Annotated in this window: 19 protein-coding genes; 8 read left to right on the forward strand and 11 right to left on the reverse strand. The window is 66.2% G+C overall.

What is annotated here, in order from left to right:
- Nucleotides 1-4: 4 nt before the first annotated feature.
- Nucleotides 5-760, reverse strand: coding sequence for a class II aldolase and adducin N-terminal domain-containing protein (locus V8324_RS00575; protein WP_336417962.1), 756 nt, complete (start codon nucleotides 758-760; stop codon nucleotides 5-7).
- Between the two features lie 143 nt (nucleotides 761-903).
- Here V8324_RS00575 and V8324_RS00580 point away from each other — a divergent pair, with 143 nt between their 5' ends.
- From V8324_RS00580 to V8324_RS00590, 3 genes are all read left to right on the forward strand, one after another.
- On the forward strand, nucleotides 904-2,388 hold the full coding sequence (locus tag V8324_RS00580) for an AMP nucleosidase (protein ID WP_336417963.1): 1,485 nt from the start codon (nucleotides 904-906) through the stop codon (nucleotides 2,386-2,388).
- Between the two features lie 141 nt (nucleotides 2,389-2,529).
- Nucleotides 2,530-2,817, forward strand: coding sequence for an HU family DNA-binding protein (locus V8324_RS00585; RefSeq protein WP_336417964.1), 288 nt, complete (start codon nucleotides 2,530-2,532; stop codon nucleotides 2,815-2,817).
- Nucleotides 2,818-2,935: 118 nt separating this feature from the next.
- Nucleotides 2,936-3,808 carry a DMT family transporter gene (locus V8324_RS00590; protein WP_336417965.1) on the forward strand — a complete coding sequence of 291 codons (873 nt, stop codon included), beginning with the start codon at nucleotides 2,936-2,938 and terminating at the stop codon, nucleotides 3,806-3,808.
- A gap of 17 nt (nucleotides 3,809-3,825) precedes the next feature.
- Here V8324_RS00590 and aroC read toward each other — a convergent pair whose 3' ends face one another.
- Nucleotides 3,826-4,929: a chorismate synthase gene (gene aroC / locus V8324_RS00595; protein ID WP_336417966.1), complete on the reverse strand. Its 1,104-nt coding sequence runs from the start codon at nucleotides 4,927-4,929 to the stop codon at nucleotides 3,826-3,828.
- 94 nt (nucleotides 4,930-5,023) lie between these two features.
- On the reverse strand, nucleotides 5,024-7,504 hold the full coding sequence (locus tag V8324_RS00600; protein WP_336417967.1) for a penicillin acylase family protein: 2,481 nt from the start codon (nucleotides 7,502-7,504) through the stop codon (nucleotides 5,024-5,026).
- A gap of 98 nt (nucleotides 7,505-7,602) precedes the next feature.
- Here V8324_RS00600 and V8324_RS00605 point away from each other — a divergent pair, with 98 nt between their 5' ends.
- Nucleotides 7,603-8,475 carry an NAD(P)-dependent oxidoreductase gene (locus tag V8324_RS00605; RefSeq protein ID WP_336417968.1) on the forward strand — a complete coding sequence of 291 codons (873 nt, stop codon included), beginning with the start codon at nucleotides 7,603-7,605 and terminating at the stop codon, nucleotides 8,473-8,475.
- 46 nt (nucleotides 8,476-8,521) lie between these two features.
- Here the strand turns inward: V8324_RS00605 and V8324_RS00610 are convergent, their stop codons facing one another.
- The gene (locus V8324_RS00610; protein ID WP_336417969.1) at nucleotides 8,522-9,739 is read right to left on the reverse strand and encodes an MFS transporter; all 1,218 of its coding nucleotides are present in this window, start codon (nucleotides 9,737-9,739) and stop codon (nucleotides 8,522-8,524) included.
- A gap of 85 nt (nucleotides 9,740-9,824) precedes the next feature.
- On the opposite strand from V8324_RS00610, the gene V8324_RS00615 reads away from it, so the two are divergent.
- The 3 genes from V8324_RS00615 to V8324_RS00625 all read left to right on the forward strand — a co-directional run bounded on the left by V8324_RS00615 (nucleotide 9,825) and on the right by V8324_RS00625 (nucleotide 11,819).
- Complete coding sequence (locus V8324_RS00615; RefSeq protein ID WP_336417970.1) at nucleotides 9,825-10,454, forward strand: DNA-3-methyladenine glycosylase family protein; 630 nt, start codon at nucleotides 9,825-9,827, stop codon at nucleotides 10,452-10,454.
- The gene (locus V8324_RS00620) at nucleotides 10,451-11,116 is read left to right on the forward strand and encodes an alpha/beta hydrolase (protein ID WP_336417971.1); all 666 of its coding nucleotides are present in this window, start codon (nucleotides 10,451-10,453) and stop codon (nucleotides 11,114-11,116) included. The genes V8324_RS00615 and V8324_RS00620 overlap by 4 nt, the downstream gene beginning before the upstream one ends.
- 223 nt (nucleotides 11,117-11,339) lie before the next feature.
- Nucleotides 11,340-11,819, forward strand: a complete 480-nt coding sequence (locus V8324_RS00625) for a fasciclin domain-containing protein (protein ID WP_336417972.1) — start codon at nucleotides 11,340-11,342, stop codon at nucleotides 11,817-11,819.
- 78 nt (nucleotides 11,820-11,897) lie between these two features.
- On the opposite strand, the gene V8324_RS00630 is transcribed toward V8324_RS00625, so the two are convergent.
- The 5 genes from V8324_RS00630 to V8324_RS00650 form a co-directional block, all read right to left on the reverse strand.
- Nucleotides 11,898-13,082, reverse strand: coding sequence for an amino acid aminotransferase (locus tag V8324_RS00630; RefSeq protein WP_336417973.1), 1,185 nt, complete (start codon nucleotides 13,080-13,082; stop codon nucleotides 11,898-11,900).
- Complete coding sequence (sseA, locus tag V8324_RS00635; protein ID WP_336417974.1) at nucleotides 13,082-13,939, reverse strand: 3-mercaptopyruvate sulfurtransferase; 858 nt, start codon at nucleotides 13,937-13,939, stop codon at nucleotides 13,082-13,084. Before sseA ends, V8324_RS00630 begins: the two co-directional genes overlap by 1 nt.
- Before the next feature lie 90 nt (nucleotides 13,940-14,029).
- Nucleotides 14,030-14,320: a hypothetical protein gene (locus V8324_RS00640; protein WP_336417975.1), complete on the reverse strand. Its 291-nt coding sequence runs from the start codon at nucleotides 14,318-14,320 to the stop codon at nucleotides 14,030-14,032.
- Between the two features lie 38 nt (nucleotides 14,321-14,358).
- Nucleotides 14,359-14,835, reverse strand: coding sequence for an SsrA-binding protein SmpB (gene smpB / locus V8324_RS00645; protein WP_336417976.1), 477 nt, complete (start codon nucleotides 14,833-14,835; stop codon nucleotides 14,359-14,361).
- Nucleotides 14,836-14,883: 48 nt separating this feature from the next.
- Nucleotides 14,884-15,798 (reverse strand): threonine/serine dehydratase, encoded by a 915-nt coding sequence (locus V8324_RS00650; RefSeq protein WP_336417977.1) that lies wholly within the window; start codon nucleotides 15,796-15,798, stop codon nucleotides 14,884-14,886.
- 80 nt (nucleotides 15,799-15,878) lie between these two features.
- On the opposite strand from V8324_RS00650, the gene V8324_RS00655 reads away from it, so the two are divergent.
- Entirely contained in the window at nucleotides 15,879-16,694 is an 816-nt protein-coding gene (locus V8324_RS00655) for an LOG family protein (RefSeq protein ID WP_336417978.1), read from the forward strand.
- 15 nt (nucleotides 16,695-16,709) lie between these two features.
- Here V8324_RS00655 and der read toward each other — a convergent pair whose 3' ends face one another.
- Complete coding sequence (der, locus tag V8324_RS00660) at nucleotides 16,710-18,173, reverse strand: ribosome biogenesis GTPase Der (protein ID WP_336417979.1); 1,464 nt, start codon at nucleotides 18,171-18,173, stop codon at nucleotides 16,710-16,712.
- 50 nt (nucleotides 18,174-18,223) lie between these two features.
- Complete coding sequence (locus V8324_RS00665; protein ID WP_442970435.1) at nucleotides 18,224-19,534, reverse strand: outer membrane protein assembly factor BamB family protein; 1,311 nt, start codon at nucleotides 19,532-19,534, stop codon at nucleotides 18,224-18,226.
- Nucleotides 19,535-19,577 lie beyond the last annotated feature (43 nt).

The raw sequence follows: 19,577 nt of genomic DNA on the forward strand, positions 1-19,577 counted from the left end.
CCGGTCAGCTGGCGTAATCCGCCCCTTCGGCATCCAGCAGGGCCTTGATTTCGGACAGGTGCCTGTCGGACTGCTCGGGATAGCCGTCGAGTTCCTGCGCCGTCTTCTCGGCCACATCGTCGGACAGGACCCGCAACGGCCGCCCGGTTTGCAGGGCGCGGATGTAGTTCTCTGCCGCGCGCTCGAAGTAATAGAGACGGTTGAAGGTGTCGGCCACGGTGTCGCCGATGACCATCACACCGTGATTGCCCATGACCATGACCTTCTGGCTGGGGTCATGGAACAGCCGCGCGCAGCGTTCGCCTTCCTCCTCGAAGGCCAGCCCGCCATATCCCTCGTCGACCACGTGCCGGTCGAAGAACATCGCGCTGTTCTGATCGATGGCGGGCAGCCGGCTGTCAGCGAGGCTGGCGAGTACGGTGGCATGGATCGAATGCACGTGCATCGCGCAGCGGGCATGCGGGCAATGCCGGTGAAGCCCCCCATGCAGCCCCCAGGCCGTGGGGTCGGGCGCGTCAGGGCGGCTGAGGGTGTCGGGATCGTTGGCGTCGACCACGATGAGATCGCTGGCGCGAATGCGCGCGAAGTGCATCTGGTTAGGGTTGATCAGGAACTGCGTACCGTCGTCGTTGACGGTCAGGCTGAAGTGATTTGCGACCGCCTCGTGCATGTTTAGCCGGGCAGTCCAGCGAAACGCTGCCGCGAGATCCACCCGATCCTGCCAGTTTTCCATGTTTGGTTTCAGGTTCGTCACGCTCATGTCGTTTCCTTTCGCTCTGGTCCCGGCATCGAGGCCTGCCGTCCACGCGCAGATCGATACCGTAACGCTCGGATGCGATCAACTTGATCGCACGCTCGGCCCATGTCAACGTGACGCTTGAGCAGGGGTCGCAGGACAAAAGCATGACAGAGACCGAACGCACAGGCCCGATCCGGACCCCCGAACTGCCGGGGCCGGAGGACTTCATCGAGGCGCGTGCCGCGGTCGACCGGCTTTGCCTGCTTTACGATACCGCGGTGCGCTTCCTGTGCGAGACCTTCGTCAACGCCCTCGACGGAGAGATCCCCACGTCCCGCGTCCGGGCGTTCTATCCCGAGATCCGTCTGACCACGGGCACCTACGCCAAGATCGACAGCCGGCTGAGCTTTGGTCACGTGTCATCGCCCGGTATCTACGCGACGACGATCACCCGGCCCAGGCTCTTTCGCGCCTATCTCGAACAGCAGATCGGGTTGTTGATTGAAAACCATGGCGTACCTGTCCGCATCAGTGTCTCGGAGACGCCGATACCGGTGCATTTCGCTGTGGCTGCCGAGGCCGGCTTGACCGTGCCGCAGGACGGCGCGGCAGAGTTCACCCTGCGCGATCTCTTCGATGTCCCCGACCTCGCGACCACCAATGACGACATCGTCAACGGCACCTGGGACCGCGCGCAGAACGGCACAGCGCCGCTGGCGCCCTTCACCGCGCAACGCGTGGATTACTCGCTCGCACGGCTGGAGCATTACACCGCCACCGATCCCGCGCATTTCCAGAATTACGTGCTGTTCACCAACTACCAGTTCTACTTTACCGAGTTCGAGGCATTCGCGCGCCGTGCGCTCGCCGCCCCGGACAGCGGCTATACCGAGTTCGTGAGTACCGGGAATGCCCGGATCACGGGTCCCGACGACCCGCTTGCCACGCCCGACCGGTTGCCGCAAATGCCCACCCATCACCTCAAGCGCGCGGATGCCTCCGGAATCACGCTGGTCAATATCGGCGTGGGGCCCTCGAACGCCAAGACCGCGACCGATCACATCGCCGTGCTGCGCCCGCATGCCTGGGTGATGGTCGGGCATTGCGCGGGGCTGCGAAATTCGCAATCGCTTGGCGATTTCGTACTTGGGCATGCCTACCTGCGCGAGGACCGGGTGCTAGATGCGGATCTGCCGGCATGGGTTCCCATACCGGCGCTCGCGGAAATCCAGATCGCCTTGCAAGAGGCGGTGGCGGAGGAAACGAAGCTCGAAGGGTTCGAGCTCAAGCGCGTGATGCGCACGGGCACCGTGGCCAGCGTCGACAATCGCAACTGGGAATTGCGCGACCATAGCGGCCCGGTGCAGCGCCTGTCGCAATCGCGGGCCATCGCGCTGGACATGGAAAGCGCGACGATAGCCGCCAACGGATTCAGGTTCCGCGTGCCCTATGGCACGCTGCTTTGCGTGTCCGACAAGCCGCTTCAGGGTGAGTTGAAACTGCCCGGAATGGCGTCGGATTTCTACCGTTCGCAGGTTGCGCGGCATCTGATGGTCGGGATCCGGGCGATGGAATTGCTGCGCCGGATGCCGCTGGAGCGTATCCACAGCCGCAAATTGCGCTCCTTTGAAGAGACAGCCTTCCTCTGATCGGCAATGATCGGCAAAAATCCCGCACAAAATACGGGAAAATCGATCGCATCACCCCACCAGACGTTGTGTTTGAACACATAATGACGTTAAATCCACGTCACCGGCCCCAAGAGACGGGCAGTTCAAGGAGACCAAGAAATGGCAAAACCCATGACAAAAACGCAACTCGTGACCGCTCTGGCCGAGGAAATGGGCAGTGACAAGAAAACCGCGGGCAGCGCGCTCGACGCGGTCATCAACGTCATCACGCGCGAAGTGTCCGAAGGCGGCGCCGTGACGCTGCCGGGTGTCGGCAAGATCTATTGCCGCGAGCGCCCCGAACGCATGGTGCGCAACCCCGCCACCGGCGAGCAGATGCCCAAGCCCGCCGACCGCCAGGTCAAGGTGACCATCGCCAAGGCCCTGAAGGACAGCGTGAACGGCTGATCCCGCCCGCAGGGTGTCGCGACGGGCCGTCCCCGCGGGCGGCCCCATCGGCGTTGTGCTGGGTGCAGGCGTGTGAAACGCAGTACAGCCGCGACACGCATCAAGGGCAGGAGCGCGCATGGATATCCGGGCGATCTTGATGGGGCTGGCCTTTGCCGTGATGTGGTCTTCGGCCTTCACCTCGGCCCGGATCATCGTGGCCTCGGCCCCACCGCTGACGGCGCTCAGCCTGCGGTTCCTGCTTTCGGGAATCCTCGGGGTGCTGATCGCCCGCGCGATCGGGCAAAGCTGGCACCTGACACGGGGACAATGGCGCGCGACGATCGTTTTCGGCGTATGCCAGAACGCGCTTTATCTCGGTCTCAATTTCGTCGCCATGCAGACCGTCGAGGCGGGGCTCGCTGCGATCATCGCCTCGACGATGCCGCTGCTCGTCGGTTTAGCCGGCTGGCTGATCTTCGGCGAGCGGATCGGCGCGATGGGGATCCTCGGCCTCGTGGCGGGAATCGCCGGTGTGATCATCATCATGGGCGCGCGGCTGAACGGCGGGGTCGATCTCTATGGGGTCGGTCTGTGTGTGGCCGGTGTCGTCGCGCTGACCTTCGCCACGCTGGCGGTGCGCGGGGCCACATCGGGGGGCAATTTCCTGATGGTGGTGGGTCTGCAGATGCTGGTGGGCAGCCTAGTGCTGGGGATCGCCGCGGTGCCGCTGGAGACATTCGCGGTCGACTGGTCGTGGACGCTGGTCGCCGCCTTCGCCTATACCACGCTGGTGCCGGGACTGGCGGCGACGCTGACATGGTTCTGGCTGGTGAACCGGATCGGCGCGGTGAAGGCCGCGACCTTCCATTTCCTCAACCCGTTTCTTGGCGTGGCGATCGCGGCGGTGGTGCTGAGCGAAACCCTGAGCAAGCAGCACCTCGTCGGCGTCGCGGTGATCATGCTGGGCATTCTGGCGGTGCAACTGTCCCGGCAGAAGCGCGTGATTTGAGGGCGGATGGGGCCGCGTCACCCGATCCGGCCGCGCGGGCCGTCGCCCACTTGGCCGCGATGCAGCAGCAGGTGGTCGAGGATCACGCAGGCCATCATCGCCTCGGCCACGGGGACTGCGCGGATGCCCACGCACGGGTCATGCCGGCCCTTGGTGACGACCTCGGTCGGGGCGCCGTCCACGGTGATCGAGCGGCGCGGGGTCAGGATCGAGGAGGTTGGCTTGACCGCGAAACGTACCACGACATCCTGCCCTGTCGAGATCCCCCCGAGAATGCCGCCCGCGTGGTTCGAGCCGTATTCGGGGCCGTCGGCGCCCATGAAGATCTCGTCGGCATTGGCACTGCCGCCGAGTGTGGCCGCCGCCATCCCCTCGCCGATCTCGACGCCCTTCACCGCGTTGATCGACATCATCGCGGCCGCGAGATCCGTGTCGAGCTTCGCATAAATCGGTGCGCCCAGCCCGGCGGGGACCCCGCGCGCGACGACCTCGATCATCGCGCCGACCGAGTCGTGGCGTTTGCGCACATTCTGCAGGTAAGCCTCCCAGTCGGCCACGGCCGCGGCATCGGGCAGCCAGAAGTCGTTGGCATCTATGGCGTCCCAGTCGAACCGGGTGCGGTCAAACTTCATTTCGCCCATGGCGACCATGTAGCCCTTGACCTCTAACGCGGGGGCAAGCTGGGCGAGGGCAGCCCGCGCCACCCCGCCCGCGGCTACCCGCGCCGCCGTTTCGCGCGCCGAGGAGCGCCCGCCGCCGCGCGGATCGCGCAGCCCGTATTTCAGATGGTAGGTGATATCGGCATGACCGGGCCGGAAGGTCCGCGCGATATCGCCGTAGTCGCGCGACCGCTGATCGGTGTTCTCGATCATCAACTGGATCGGCGTGCCGGTGGTCTGCCCTTCGTAGACGCCCGAGAGGATACGGACCGCGTCCGCCTCCTGCCGCTGCGTGGTGTTCTTGTTCTGGCCCGGACGGCGCTTGTCGAGCCAGAGCTGCAGCATCGCCTCGTCGAGGTCCACGCCCGGCGGACAGCCGTCGACGGTGGCCCCGAGGGCGGGTCCGTGGCTTTCGCCCCACGTGGTGAAGCGGAACATTCGACCGAAGGTATTGAGGCTCATGCGCGAACTCCTTTGACGATGACCTAGCCGGGCGGGGTGCGCGCCTCAAGCGGTTTTGCGGATGTGGCGCGCAGGCGCGGCGTGAGGGCCTCTCCTACTCGGATGCGGGTCTGAGCACCGTCACGCCCACCGAGGCCGCCCGCGCAAGCCCGGGATCGAGCGACATCGGGATGTATTCCCCGCGGCGCCACAGCTCTGCGAGGTTGTCGTAAAAGCGGCTGAGGAAATGCCCCGACTGACCGGTCGAGATGATGAACACGCTGCTGTCGGGATCGGCGAAATCGTAGACGCCCCGATAGCCCGCGCCATGCACGTTCTCGAACGGGTTCGGCCCGTCACCGCCGCGCGTGCGGCCGCGCATCAGCGTGTTGTCGCCGCCCGACGTGGATTGCCGTATGTTGACGAAGTAGCGCAGAAGCGGCACCTCGCCCAAGGTCTGGTGGTCATGCGTGGCCTGATGCGCGTCGCCCCACCGCAGGCTCTCCAGCGAGGACCCGTAGCGTTCCGTGATCCAGAGAAGCGCGTCGTCGAGCGCCCTGCGCGCGATGTCCGAGCAGCGTTCCGTCGCTGCCGATTGGCGCACGTCGCACCACGCCGATGCGCCGTTCACGTTGCGAAAGACGCGTTCGATGAAGATCGGGTCGGGATGATCGAATTCCCGCGACAGCGGGCCGAGATCGTCGCGGATCAGCCGGTCCATCAGCGCGCGCATCCACGCGACATATATCAGCGGTTCCGGCAAATGCTCGTTCATCTCGCCATTCCAGTCGGCCAGCAGATCCAGCGCGCGCCGGCGCAGACGCTCGGGCGTGCCTTCGGCGGCGGCCTCTCCGGTGAACCACAGATCCGCGCCGATCAGCGGCAGCAGGGACCGCGCCGTGTAGCTGACCGTGTCGAGCTGCGCCTCGATGAAGCTGTCGCGCGTATGCCCCTCGCGGTCCTGCATCAGCTTGCGCCAGCGGTTGACGCGCTGCGTGTCGCCCCACCAATGGCTGACATGCATCGGAAACGGCCTGTCCACCACCTTGTTGTTGGTGTTGCCAAGGATGCCGCCCTTGGGGGCGACGAATTCGGGATTGGCGGCATGCGGCAGCCGGCCCTGCCAGCGGTTCTCGGGCACCCATCCGCGCGACGGCATGCGGCCCTCGCTTTCATGGCGGGCGGTGCGGCGCGGCATCGCGCCGATCGTGCGCATGGCGATGGTGTCCTGGTCGACCAGCACGAGGTTCTGAGAGGGGGCGATGAAATCGCGGCTGAGCTCGAGGCCCTCTTGCACGGTGCGGGCCTGCATCAGCGCCATGGCCGCGCTCATTGTCGTGTCCTGGCCGCTGAGCGCGGTCCAGGCGACAGAGGCCACGTGGCCTTGCGGGGTCACGTCCTCGAGATTGTAGTGGCTGCCCGGCAGCACGGGACCGTTCTCGGTCCAGCGCAGCGTGAGCGTGATCGGATCGGCGTCCTTGATTTCGATGATCGAGCGCGCGGTGCGAAACGGTGCCCAGCCATCCGGGCTGCGGTATTGGTCGGTATTCTCGGGATTGACCTCTTCGATGTAGACATCCTGATCGTCGAGATACGAGGATGTGATCCCCCAGCCCAGATCCGCGTTGCGTCCGGTGAGAATGGCGGGGATCCCCGGGATGGTCCCGCCGATCACCCCGCCGTTTTCCATCTCGAGCCGGGCAAGGTACCAGATTCCGGGAGCCGAAAACCCCAGATGCGGATCATTGGCCAGAAGCGTGCCACCGGAGGCGGAACGCGAGGCATCGGCCACGAAGGCGTTCGAGGCCCCGGCGAAGGCGCGCGCCCTGAAGGGTGAAAGCGGATGACGGGTTTCGTTTTCCGTGTTGCGAGCGGTGCGGGTGAACCCGGCTTCGGGAAAAAGGCTTGCATATTCGGGCAGCGCCGCAGTTCCGCCCCCCGGTGCCAGCGGCATGATGTCGTCGAGCCGCGCGGGGTCGTCGAGTGCCAGCGAGGTGCGCGCGAACAGCACCTCGTTGGCGAGATGCCCCGAAAGTTGCACCGCCATCAGCTTGATCAGCGCGATGGAATCGGCGGGCTGCCAGGGCGCGATCGGGGCGTTGAACAGGAACTGCTCGGGCGCGCCGCGGCCAAGCGCGTCGCGGTTGATCTCGGTCAGGCGCGCGTTGACCCCGTCGGAATAGGCCCGTAGAGCGGCTTGCGTCCGCGCGTCCTGCGCCGCGACCGATTGGCGGGCCAGCGTGTAGAGGCCGAAGCGTCGAAGCGTGGTGTCGATCTTGACGGTGCGCTGCCCGAACACCTCCGACAGCCGGCCCTGAGCGGTGCGTCGCATCGTCGTCATCTGCCACAGCCTGTCCTGTGCATGGGCATAGCCGAGCCCGAAGAAGGTGTCGGTGTCGTTTTTCCCGAAGACATGCGGCACGTTCGACGTGTCGCGCACGATCTCCATCGGCGCATCGATGCCCCCGACCGCGAGCTCCTTGTCGTAATCCGGCAACGAACGCGACAACAGCACGTATCCCGCAAGCAAGGCCAGCAGCACGAGCAGCACCGATGCCCCCGCCGCCCGCAACAGCCATTTGATCACCACCGCCACAGGCCCCGCCCTTTCAGAGTTTCCGCTTGCATCCCCCGCGGGGATAGTCAGAAATCGCGGACGAGACAATGCAAACGCACGACAGAAGGAGGGTTGTAATGGCAAAGCTTGCATTTCTGGGGCTCGGTGTCATGGGCTACCCGATGGCCGGGCATCTTCAGGCGGCGGGGCACGATGTCTGCGTCTTCAACCGGACGGCCTCGAAGGCGGAGGCCTGGGTCGCACAGCATGGCGGACGGCACGCGCCCACCCCGCGCGAGGCTGCGGCCGGGGCAGAGTTCGTGCTGGCCTGTGTCGGCAACGATGACGATCTGCGCAGCGTGTGCCTTGGCGAGGACGGGGCGTTCGCGGGCATGTCCGACGGCGCGACCTTCGTCGATCACACCACGGTGTCGGCGAAAGTGACCGAAGAACTTTATGCCGGCGCGCGCGCGCAGGGGCTGAGCTTCGTGGACGCGCCGATCTCCGGCGGTCAGGCCGGCGCCGAGAACGCGCAGCTTTCGATCATGTGCGGCGGCGACAAGGATGCGTATGACGCGGCCGAGCCGATCATGACCACCTATGCCAAGCTGTGCCGCCGGATCGGCGACAGCGGCGCGGGGCAGATGACCAAGATGTGCAACCAGATCGCCATTGCCGGTCTGGTGCAGGGCCTGTCAGAGGCGCTGCATTTCGCGGAAAAGGCCGGCCTCGACGGCCGCGCCGTGGTCGAGGTGATCAGCCAGGGGGCGGCGGGATCTTGGCAGATGGCGAACCGCTACGAAACGATGCTCGACGACAAGTGGGAGCATGGCTTTGCCGTGAACTGGATGCGCAAGGATCTGGGTATCTGTCTGTCGACTGCGGACGAGACCGGCGCGAGCCTGCCGGTCACTGCCCTCGTCGATCAGTTCTACAAGGACGTGCAAAAGATGGGCGGCGGTCGGTGGGACACATCGAGCCTGATGGCCCGCCTGCGCAAGCTGGGCTGACAGTTTCGAGCGCGGGCCTCGGAAAAAGGCCCACGCCCGCGGCTTTTCACGCCTCCCGGGGGCGCATCACGAGCCAGATCAGCGCCGCGCCCGCCAGCATCAGGAACGGCGCCATTGCGATGTTGACGGCCGCCCATCCCATCTGCGCGCTGCTGCCCGAGCAGTTCATCAACCCGCCCGAGGCGAGCGAGGCGAAGGTCACGCCACCGAAGACCAGAAGGTCGTTGAGGCCCTGCATGCGGCCACGCTCGTGCGGGGCGTGGGCCCCGGCCAGCATCGTCGTCGCGCCGATGAAGCCGAAGTTCCACCCGATCCCGAGCAGGATCAGCGCGACGAAGAAATTGCCCAGATCGACACCCTGCAAGGCCACCGCGCCGGCCGCGGCAAGTATCACAATGCCGGTGGCCACGATCCGCTCGACCCCGAACCGCGCGATCAGGTGCCCGGTGAAGAAGGACGGGATATACATCGCCAGCACATGCGCGGTCACCACGTCCGCCGCGCGGCTCTCGGTAAAGCCGCAGCCGACCACGGCCAGCGGTGTCGAGGTCATCACGAGGTTCATCAGCGCGTAGGACACCATCGCGCAGATCACCGCCACAGCGATGCGCGGGGTCTTCAGAAGCTCGATCCGCGTGCGTCCGCGCGGCGCGTCCTCCGACGGCATCGGTGGCTTCGGGATGTCGAGCATCAGAAACAGCAGTGCCCCCACAAGGTTGAGCGCGATCACCGCCAGGTACGTCCCGAAAAACGGGATCACCATCGCCTGCGAGGTGATCTTGACCAGTTGCGGCCCGATGATCGCGCTCAGCAGCCCGCCGGCCATGACATAGGAAATCGCCTTTGGCCGGAACGTGTCGCTCGCCGTGTCGGCGGCGGCGAAGCGGTAGAAGCCCTGCGCTGACATGTAGGTGCCGGTGATCAGGCTGCCCGCCAGGAAGACCGGGAAGGACGCCACATAAAGCCCGTACGCCCCGACCGCCCCGCCGAGCGCCCCGGCCATCGCGCCGATCGTGAAGCCCGTCCGCCGGCCGTAGCGTTGCATCAGGTGCGAGATCGGCGTGGCCGACAGCATCGATCCCAGCACGATCAGCGAGATCGGCAGGGTCGCGAAACAGGGGTTGGCGGCCAGGGATTGCCCCGCCAGACCGCCGACCACGAAGATCATCGGCATCTGCGCGCCGAGGATCGCCTGCGCGGCCACCAGGACGGCCACGTTGCGCTTGGCTTGACTGTCATCATGGTGGAGGGCGGTCTCGGTCATGCCGACGTGCTAGCCTTGGCCCCGGGTGGGTGCAAGCGCGATGTCACCTCTTGGAGTTCGGCATGAAGCCTAATAGCGTGCGGATATGAGCGGACGTATCATCAAGACCGAAAGCGACGTGGCCGAGGGGGCAGAATACCTCGCCCGGCATTGCCCGCGCATGGCGCATGCGTATTCAATCACCGGGGATCTGCCGCTGCGGCGCCGCGCGGACGGGTTCGCGGAACTCTTGAACGCGATAATCAGTCAGCAGGTCAGTGTCGCCTCGGCGGGTGCCGTGCAGGGCCGCATGGAAGCGGCGGGCCTGACAGAGCCATCGACGATCCGCGCGGCGGGCGACGACGACTTGCGCGCCGCCGGCCTCAGCCGGCAGAAGGCCCGTTATGCCCGCGCGCTTGCGGACGCGGATATCGACTATGCCGCCCTACGCAGTGCGCCGGATGACGAGGTTGTGGCCACGCTCACGCAAGTGCCCGGGATCGGTGTCTGGACGGCGGAAATCTATGCGATGTTCAGCCTCGGGCGCGCCGATATCTTTGCGCCCGGCGATCTGGCGATGCAGGAATCCGCACGCCTTCTCTTCGATTTGCCCGAGCGCCCGAATCCCCGCGCCTTTCGTGAGATGGCGCAGTCTTGGTCGCCCTGGCGCGCGGTTGCCGCGCGTCTTCTCTGGGCGTATTACCAAAAGGTCAAGGACAGGGAAGGGATCAGATGACACGGGTATTGACCGCGAACCGCCGGGCGCCGCAATCCGGGGAAACCCGCTCGGCGGTGGTGTTCCTGCACGGCTACGGCGCCAATGGGGCGGACCTGATCGGGCTCGCGGATCCCTTGGGAGAACATCTGCCGGATACGCTTTTCGTTGCCCCCGATGCGCCCGAGATCATCCCCGGCATGCCGGTGGGCCTGCAATGGTTCCCGATCCCCTGGATCGACGGGTCGAGTGAGGAAGAGGCCGAGCGCGGGATGGTCGCCGCTGCCGCTGATCTCGACGCCTTTCTCGATGCGTTCATGGTGGACGAGGACCTGTTGCCCGAACAGGTGGTGCTGTTCGGGTTCTCGCAAGGCTCGATGATGGCGCTGCACGTCGCGCCGAGGCGCGAGGACGAGGTCGCGGGCGTCGTGGCGTTTTCGGGCCGGTTGCTGGCGCCCGATATGCTCAAGGACGCCACGCGCAGCCGTCCGCCGGTCCTGCTGGTGCATGGCGATGCCGATGACGTGGTGCCGCCGCAATCCATGCCCGAAGCCGCCGAGGCCCTTCAAGAGGCCGGCTGGAAGGATGTCTATGCGCATATCATGAAGGGTACGGGTCACGGGATCGCACCCGACGGGTTGAACGTGGCCCTCGCCTTCATGCGCGACAAGCTGGGCCTTTGAGACACAAACGCTCAACGCGATCTGTCAAAGCCACGTTTTTCCGGCCCGTTATCACAAGTCCGTGAATTGACTTTTCCAAGTGCCGAGGCTTAGTGTGCGCGCCTGCTGCGTCAAACCGCCTCGCCGGAAAACGCCCGTGAACCATGCGTGTCGGAGGCTCGTACACCTACCACGGTGCCAAGACGGGCATCGCCGAAACGTATGCTCAAAAGGAGTTCATCGAATGCTTCGCAGAACCTGTATAGCCCTTGCAACCGCAACCATGATGGCGGGCCCGGCCTTTGCCGACGAACACTCCAAGGACATCGTCGATATCGCGGCCGGCAACGAGTCGTTCTCGACCCTCGTCGCGGCGGTCAAGGCCGCGGATCTCGTCGACACGTTGAAGGGCGAAGGCCCGTTCACGGTCTTCGCGCCCACGAACGACGCGTTCGCGGCGCTGCCCGAAGGCACTGTCGAGACTCTTCTGATGCCCGAGAACAAGGACCAGCTGGTCTCGATCCTTACCTACCACGTCGTGCCGGGCAAGGTGATGTCGGGCGATCTTTCCGACGGCATGATGGCCGGTACCGTGAACGGCGCCGAAGTGACAATCGGCACCACGGACGGCGTCACCGTCGACGGCGCGAACGTGGTCGACGCCGATATCGAGGCCAGCAACGGTGTCATTCACGTGATCGACGCCGTGATCATGCCCGAGTGATCAGGCCGATCAGCCGCAAATCGAAGGGGCGGTCCTTGCGGGCCGCCCCTTTCAGTGCAGATCGGGTCATGTGCGGGATCAGACGCCGACGTCGATCATCGCGCGCGCCAGGATCGGGACGGTACGGTCATTGAGCCCGGCGATGTTGATCCGGCTGTCGCCGACCATGTAGATCCCGTGCTCTTCGCGCATCTTTGCGACCTGTTCGGCTGTGGCCCCGAGCCGCGAGAACATGCCGCGATGCTGGGCGATGAAGCCGAACCGGTCCGATCCCGACAGCTTCTGCAACTCGCCGGCCAGTTGCTCGCGCAGTTTCAGCATGTTCAGGCGCACGTCCTCCAGCTCGGCCTGCCAGTCGGCGCGCAGCTCGTCATCGGTCAGCACCATGCCCACCAGCCGCGCACCGTGATCGGGCGGGAAGGAATAGTTCTGCCGGTTGAGATAGGCGAGGTTGCCCTGCGTGATCTTCTTGGTGGCCTTGTCCTGCGCCACGGCCATCAGGATGCCCGTGCGCTCGCGGTAGATGCCAAAATTCTTCGAACAGCTCGCCGCGATCAGCGTCTCGGGACAGTGCGAGGCGACGTAGCGCACCGCCGCCGCGTCATCCTCGAGCCCGTCGCCGAAACCCTGATAGGCGATGTCGATCATCGGCATGGCGCCCTTGGCGTTCAGCAACTCGACGGTGGACTGCCATTCGGCCATGTTCAGGTTGGCCCCGGTCGGGTTGTGACAGCAGCCATGCAACAGCACAACGTCGCCGGCGCGCACGCCTTCGAGATCGGACAGCATGCCGGCGAAATCGACAGCGCAGGTTGTGCTGTCGAAATAGCGATAGGGGACCATCTCCATCCCCATATGCGCGAGGATGCTCAGGTGGTTGGGCCACGTCGGGTCGGACACGAAGACGCGCGCGCCCGGATTGACCATCTTGACCAGTTCGAACGCCTGCCGCACCGCGCCGGTGCCGCCGGGCGTGGCGATGGTCGAGACCTGGTCGCGCGCCACCGCGTCGCCCAGCACCAGCCCGACCATCGCGTCGGTGAACAACGGATCGCCCGCAAGCGCCGTGTAGGCCTTGGTCGTCTCGGCCTCCCAGAGCTGCTTTTCGGCCGTCTTGACAGCGCGCATGATCGGCGTCACGCCCTCGGGTGTCTTGTAGACGCCGACGCCGAGATCGATCTTGGTGTCGCGCGGGTCATCGCGGTAGGCCTGACCCAATGCGATGATCTTGTCGGCGGGCTTTTCCTTGAGATGTTCGAACATCATGCCTCTCCTGTGGCGACGGGCAACGCCTGCGACGCGCCCCATTCGGTCCATGACCCGTCATAAAGGGCGTGATCGGTCTTGCCGATCCGTTCCAGTGCCAGATTGATCACCGCGGCGGTCACACCCGATCCGCAAGAGGTGATCACCGGCTTGGCCATATCGACCCCGGCCGCGGCAAAGACGGCGCGCAGGCTGTCGGGGTCCTTCATCGTCTTGTCGTCGTTCAACAGCGCCGTATAGGGCACGTTCCGCGCACCCGGAATATGCCCGGCGCGCAGCCCATCGCGCGGCTCCGGCGCGTCACCGCGAAACCGCGCGGCGGCGCGGGCATCGAGGATCTCGTGATCGCCCAGCTTGGACGCCGCCGAGACCTGCGTGACGTCGCGCACCATGTGGTTCTGCCGGCGCACTGTCATGTGGCGGTCGCGTATCATCGGGGGCAGGTCCTCGATCGGGCGCCCCTCGGCCTGCCACTTGGGGAAGCCGCCATCGAGCACCGCGATATTGTCCTGCCCCATCAGGCGGAACAGCCACCAGACCCGCGCCGCGGAAAACAGTCCCTTGGCGTCGTAGACCACCACCTGATGACCGTCGCCGACCCCCATGGCGCGCAGGCGCGACATGAATTTCTCGACCGGCGGCACCATGTGCGGCAATTCGGAGCGGGCGTCGCTGATGGCGTCGATATCGAAGAAGCGCGCGCCGGGGATATGCGCGGCCTCGTATTCAGCGCGTGCGTCGCGGCCCTCGTCGGGCATGAACAGCGTGCCGTCGAGGATCCGCAGATCCGGATCCTTCAGATGGGCCGCCAGCCAGTCGGTGGAAACGAGCGTCTTGGGATCATCAGTTGCCATCGGCACCCCCCGGTTTCGGACAGTCCAGTGCTACCGCGTGGGGCTGCGAAGGGCAAGGCCGGAGCCTGCCGCCCCCGGCCCGCGCGGCGCTCATCTGAAAAGCGTGCCACGGATCGCGGCGACGACCAGAAGGATCACCGCCCCACCGATGCCGCCGATGATGAACGGGCCCATGATCGCGCCGATCTCGCCGATCTGTCCGCCCCCGGCCAGTCGGGCCAGCGTCGTCGCCCCCAGCATCGACAGGCCCTGCGCGGCAAGCCCGCCGCCGACCACGCCGGCCAGCGAGTTGCCGACCCAGCCGAGGCTACGGGTCTTCATCAGACCCCCGGCGACGTTGCCGCCGATGGCCCCCGCGATCAGGCTGATGATGAGTTCCATGATCTCCGATCATCCGTTGCCGGGCAGGCCGCGCCGCGTCACTCGCGCTGTTTCAGAAGCCTCTGCTTTTGACGGTTCCAGTCGCGCTCTGCCTCGGTGTGGCGTTTGTCGTGCTTTTTCTTGCCCTTGGCGATGCCGATCTTGATCTTGGCGATGCCGCGGTGATTGAAATACAGGACCAGCGGCACCAGGGTCATGCCCTTGCGTTGCGTCGCGTTCCACATCCGGGCCAGTTCGCGGCGCGAGGCCAGCAGCTTGCGCCGCCGCCGCACATCATGCCCGAAGGTCTTGGCCTGCTCGTAGGGCGCGATGTAGGAATTCACGAGCCAAAGCTCGCCATGCTCCACCGCCGCGTAGCTTTCGGCGATGTTGGCACCGCCGCCGCGCAGCGACTTGACCTCCGAACCTGCGAGGATGATCCCGCACTCGAGATCCTCCTCGATGGCATAGTCGTGCCGCGCGCGCCGGTTCTCGGCGACCACCTTGTAGTTCGGATTGGCCTTTTCCTTGTTCATCCCGCCCCTCTATCGCCGCGCCCCGACCCTGTCCAGCGGCCGTCCCGCTCAGGCCAGCGGGTCGGGGGCGATGTTGCCGCCGCAAACCAGCGCCGCCACCCGTTCATCCGCCACCGGTACGTAAGCACCGCGGATCAGCGCGGCAAGCGCGGTCGCGCCCGCCGGTTCCACCAGTTGCCGCAATTCGCGCCACAAAAGCGCCTGTGCCTCGAGGATCGCGGCATCCGGCACCAGAACGCTCTCCACCTCGAACTCTCGGGCCAGTCCGAAGCAGATACCCCCGATGCGCTTTGCCCCGAGCGCGTTGGCGGCGATGCCCGACACCTCGACGTCGCGCGGTGCGCCGCCCTGTAACGCGGCGTGCAGTGCGCAAGAGGTTTCCGGCTCGACCGCGATGACCTTGCGCCGCCCACCAAGCCAGCCGAGCGCCCCGGCGATCAGGCCGCCGCCGCCCACGGCGATCAGCACGGTGTCGGCGTCGAGCCCCTGATCCTCCCATTCGGCCATCAGGGTGCCCTGTCCGGCGACCGTCGTCTCGCCGTCATAAGGATGGATCTGCGCGGCGCCGGTGGCGGCCTGCCATTCGGCGGCGCGCGCGGCGGCCTCGCCATAGGCGCCGGGGACGACCTGAAGATCGGCGCCTTGCGCGCGGATCAGGCCGATCTTGGCTGGGCCTGCGATCTCGGGGACGTAGATGCGCGCCTTGTGCCCGAGCGTGGCCGCCGCATGCGCCACCGCCGCCCCGTGATTGCCGCCCGAGGCCGCGACGATCCCGGCCTCGGGCACGTCGAGCTGCAGTAGCGTGTTGAACGCGCCGCGGGTCTTGAAACTGCCGGTATGCTGCATCTGCTCGAGCTTGAGCGCCACCTCGCGCCCGCCGACCCCCATGGACGTGACCGGCGTGCGTCGGACATGGCCCGCGATCCGCGTGCCGGCCTCTGAAATCGTCGTCTGCCACGGCATGGCGCGCACCTCTTAGCCTTTTCTTGTCATGTCAAAGACTATACGCCTGTATGTCCAGACCCAAGCAAGGATCGCCCGCGATGGATGACGACCGCCTGAGCCAGTTCCGCGACGCCCAATCGGACCGGTCGACTGCCGAACAGGTGCCCGACACGGCCCAGACCCGCGCGCCCGCCTATCGCCTTGCCTTCGCCGATGACGATTTCCTCTGCCGCGACGAACTGCGCCCCGTACGCCTGCAGCTTGAACTGCTGAAACCGGAAATGATTCTGAACGAGCGCGGCATCCAGAGCACAGTGGTGCTCTTCGGCGGCTCGCGCATCCCGGAACCCGCGCAGAAGGCCACGGCCCGGACCGAAACGCTGGCAAACCTGTCGCAGTACTATGACGAGGCCCGCAAGTTCGCCCGTCTGATGACCGAGAAATCCATGGCCAGCTACGGGCGCGAGAACGTGATCGCGACGGGTGGCGGTCCGGGCGTGATGGAGGCGGGCAATCGCGGGGCCGCCGATGCGGGCGGCGCATCGATCGGGCTCAACATCGTGCTGCCGCACGAGCAGGCGCCGAACGAATACGTGACGCCGGGGCTGTGCTTCAACTTTCACTATTTCGCCATTCGCAAGATGCATTTCCTGATGCGGGCCAAGGCGGTCTGCGTCTTCCCGGGCGGCTTCGGCACGCTGGACGAAACCTTCGAGGCGCTCACCCTGATCCAGACGGACCGCATGAAGAAGATGCCGTTCCTGCTGTTCGGAGAAAAGTTCTGGCGCTCGATCATCAACTGGGAGGCGCTTGCCGAAACAGGGACGATCAGTGAAGAGGATCTCGACCTGTTCCGGTTCGTGGAGACCGCGGATCAGGCGATGGACGTGATCGAGAACTGGACGGAGGTCTGACGCGCCTCGTGGATCCTATTTCGACGACCGCCCCGAGATATGCTTGCGCAGGCTGGAGGGTCCCGGCTTTTTCTTGGCCTTGTAGGGGTTCTTCGCCGACTGGCTGCGCATGTGCAGGCGGATCGGCGTGCCGGGCATGTCGAAATCCTCGCGCAGCCCGTTGACCAGGTAGCGCGTGTAGCTTTCGGGCAGCTTGTCGGGATGGCTGCACATCGCCACGAAGCCCGGTGGGCGGGTCTTGACCTGCGTCATGTAGCGGAGCTTGATCCGGTGGCCGCCGGGGGCCGGGGGCGGGTGCTGCTCGATCATTCCGACAAGCCAGCGATTGAGCTGCGCGGTCGTGATCCGGCGGTTCCAGACGTCATGGGCCTTGTCGATGGCGATACGCAGCCGGTCGAGGCCGCGCCCGGTCTTGGCCGAGACGGTCACCAGCGGCGCCCCGCGCAGTTGCGGCAGCAGGCGCTCGAACGCCTCGCGCAGATCGTTCAGTTTACGGGTCTTGTCGGTTTCCACATCCCACTTGTTGACCGCGAGCACCACCGCGCGACCCTCGCGCTCTGCCAGGTCCGCGATGCGCAGGTCCTGCTGTTCGAACGGGATGGCCGCGTCCAGAAGCACAACGACCACCTCGGCGAATTTCACCGCGCGCAGCCCATCCGAGACCGACATCCTTTCCAGCTTTTCCTGGACCCGCGCCTTTTTGCGCATGCCTGCGGTATCAAAAATCCGCATGGGCAGCCCGTCCCAGTCGATCCGCAGCGAGATCGCATCGCGGGTGATCCCCGGCTCGGGGCCGGTCAGCAGGCGGTCCTCGCCGAGGATCTTGTTGATCAGCGTGGATTTTCCGGCATTGGGCCGTCCCACGACGGCGACCTGAAGCGGGCGCGCATTGGTCGGGCTGTGGTCGCGCGCATCGACGGTTTCGCCCTCTTCGGTCACGGGGATGTCGGTTTCCGGGGCCTCGGCCTCGGCCCGGCTCTCGAACGCGTCTGCGAGCGGCATCAGTTGTGCGTAGAGGTCGTTGAGCCCCTCGCCGTGCTCGGCCGACAGGCGGATCGGCTCGCCAAGGCCCAGACCCCAAGCCTCGATCACCCCGGCATCGGCGGCCGCCCCTTCGGCCTTGTTGGCGCCGAGGATCACGTGACCCGACCGTTTGCGCAGGATCTCGGCGAAAATCTCGTCTGTGGGGGTGATCCCGGTGCGCGCGTCGATCATGAAAAGGCAGACATCCGCCATGTCGACCGCGTGCTCGGTCAGCCGCCGCATCCGCCCCTGCAGGCTGTCGTCGCGCGCATCCTCCAGCCCGGCGGTGTCGACCACCGTGAACCGCAGATCGCCCAACCGCGCCTCGCCTTCGCGCAGGTCACGCGTGACACCGGGCTGGTCGTCCACCAGTGCCAGGCGCTTGCCGACAAGTCGGTTGAACAGCGTGGATTTGCCCACGTTCGGGCGTCCCACGATGGCGAGGGTGAAGGACATGGATCAGGCTCCGCTCCGGCGTCAAGCCGGTGTGGTACAGGATAGCGCCGTCAACGGAAAGCGAGCAATTGCCCGTTTTTCGACACGACATAAAGCGTGCCCCCCGCGACCACCGGGTTCGTCGTAGCCCCGCCTGGCAGGTCGATGGCACGGGTCAGGCCGCCCGAGGCCGGGTCGAAGAACCGCAACCGCCCGTCGCCCGAGGCAAGGATGAGGCGCCCGCCGGCGATGATCGGGCCGAAATGGCCGACGATCTCTGCCTGCCGTTTCGGCCGGTTCGCCGTGAACAGCGGCAGCGGATGCCCCCAGATGCGGGTGCCGTCCCCGGCGTCGAGCCGCACCAGTTCGTTGCGGTCCGTCACCATGAAAAGCGACCCGCCGGCCGGCCAGACCGGGTTCAGCGGGCCCTCGTTCGCGGTCCATATGCGATTGCCGCTGCCAAGCCTCAGCGCCACGATGCGCCCCGCATGGCTGCCGGTGAAGATACGGTCGCCCACGACCACCGGATCGCCGGTGATGTCGAGCACCCGCGCGCTTGCCAACCCGTCACGCTGGCCGGCGATCTGCGCATCCCACAGGCGCAGGCCGCCCTTGCGGAAGGCACCCTGCAATTCGCCGGCACCGAAGGCGAAGATCGCGTAGGTGTCGGTGAGCGCCGGGGCCGGGCCGCCGAGCACGTTATGGATGTCGGGCGTGGCGCTCAACTGCCACTCGATGCGGCCTGTCGCGGTATCCAGAACCCAGGCGACGTCGTCTCCCGCCACCACGTAGACCCGGCCGTCGATGACCGCGGGCGTGCCAGTCCCCGGCGCCCCGAGGTCCTGTTGCCACAGCCGCGCCCCGGTCTCGGGGTCGAGGGCGGTCAGCACACCGAACCCCGACGACACGAAAAGCCTGTCGTCGCCATAGGCGAGACCGCCGCCGCTGGCGTCGCTCGACCGGTCGCGCGGCGGAGTAAGATCGGTTGTCCACAAGAGCGATCCGGAGGTCGAGACCGCCGCGACACTCGCCTGAGCGTCGAGGGTGAAGACACGTCCGCCCCCGACCACGGGATCGGCGGTGATGCGCACGCGCTTGCCATCACCCGCACCGATATTCACCGACCATGCCAGATCGGGCGAAGCGGAGAGGGCGGGATGGGCCGTGCGGGTCGATGGCGTGCCGATCCGCTGCGTCCACTCGGCGTTGACGGTCGCGGGCGGCAGGGCGACCGGCACGACGCGGTTGGGCGGTGTCTCGGCGACCTGCGCACGGCGGGCCTCGCTTCGCAGGACCTTGCGGATGCCTTCGCGCTCTCCGGTCAGGATCGGTTCGCTTTGCGAGCAGGCCGCGAGGGCCAGGGCTGCCGCCAGCCCGGTCATGATCTTTCGTGCCCTCACCGCTTCGCCCTCGCTTGTCGCCGTT

The organism is Roseovarius sp. D22-M7, from assembly GCF_037083785.1.
GTDB lineage: Bacteria > Pseudomonadota > Alphaproteobacteria > Rhodobacterales > Rhodobacteraceae > Roseovarius.

What these genes read in the sequence shown, in the direction of transcription:
- aroC (WP_336417966.1), bottom strand. Translation starts at nt 4,929, where the DNA reads ATGAGCCTCAATACCTTCGGTCGAATGTTCCGCTTCACCACGTGGGGC.
- V8324_RS00610 (WP_336417969.1), bottom strand. Translation starts at nt 9,739, where the DNA reads ATGACCGAGACCGCCCTCCACCATGATGACAGTCAAGCCAAGCGCAAC.
- V8324_RS00655 (WP_336417978.1), top strand. Translation starts at nt 15,879, where the DNA reads ATGGATGACGACCGCCTGAGCCAGTTCCGCGACGCCCAATCGGACCGG.
- V8324_RS00590 (WP_336417965.1), top strand. Translation starts at nt 2,936, where the DNA reads ATGGATATCCGGGCGATCTTGATGGGGCTGGCCTTTGCCGTGATGTGG.
- V8324_RS00615 (WP_336417970.1), top strand. Translation starts at nt 9,825, where the DNA reads ATGAGCGGACGTATCATCAAGACCGAAAGCGACGTGGCCGAGGGGGCA.
- V8324_RS00640 (WP_336417975.1), bottom strand. Translation starts at nt 14,320, where the DNA reads ATGGAACTCATCATCAGCCTGATCGCGGGGGCCATCGGCGGCAACGTC.
- V8324_RS00625 (WP_336417972.1), top strand. Translation starts at nt 11,340, where the DNA reads ATGCTTCGCAGAACCTGTATAGCCCTTGCAACCGCAACCATGATGGCG.
- sseA (WP_336417974.1), bottom strand. Translation starts at nt 13,939, where the DNA reads ATGGCAACTGATGATCCCAAGACGCTCGTTTCCACCGACTGGCTGGCG.
- V8324_RS00620 (WP_336417971.1), top strand. Translation starts at nt 10,451, where the DNA reads ATGACACGGGTATTGACCGCGAACCGCCGGGCGCCGCAATCCGGGGAA.
- V8324_RS00585 (WP_336417964.1), top strand. Translation starts at nt 2,530, where the DNA reads ATGGCAAAACCCATGACAAAAACGCAACTCGTGACCGCTCTGGCCGAG.
- V8324_RS00575 (WP_336417962.1), bottom strand. Translation starts at nt 760, where the DNA reads ATGAGCGTGACGAACCTGAAACCAAACATGGAAAACTGGCAGGATCGG.
- V8324_RS00650 (WP_336417977.1), bottom strand. Translation starts at nt 15,798, where the DNA reads ATGCCGTGGCAGACGACGATTTCAGAGGCCGGCACGCGGATCGCGGGC.
- V8324_RS00630 (WP_336417973.1), bottom strand. Translation starts at nt 13,082, where the DNA reads ATGTTCGAACATCTCAAGGAAAAGCCCGCCGACAAGATCATCGCATTG.
- V8324_RS00605 (WP_336417968.1), top strand. Translation starts at nt 7,603, where the DNA reads ATGGCAAAGCTTGCATTTCTGGGGCTCGGTGTCATGGGCTACCCGATG.
- smpB (WP_336417976.1), bottom strand. Translation starts at nt 14,835, where the DNA reads ATGAACAAGGAAAAGGCCAATCCGAACTACAAGGTGGTCGCCGAGAAC.
- V8324_RS00665 (WP_442970435.1), bottom strand. Translation starts at nt 19,534, where the DNA reads ATGACCGGGCTGGCGGCAGCCCTGGCCCTCGCGGCCTGCTCGCAAAGC.
- der (WP_336417979.1), bottom strand. Translation starts at nt 18,173, where the DNA reads ATGTCCTTCACCCTCGCCATCGTGGGACGCCCGAACGTGGGCAAATCC.
- V8324_RS00580 (WP_336417963.1), top strand. Translation starts at nt 904, where the DNA reads ATGACAGAGACCGAACGCACAGGCCCGATCCGGACCCCCGAACTGCCG.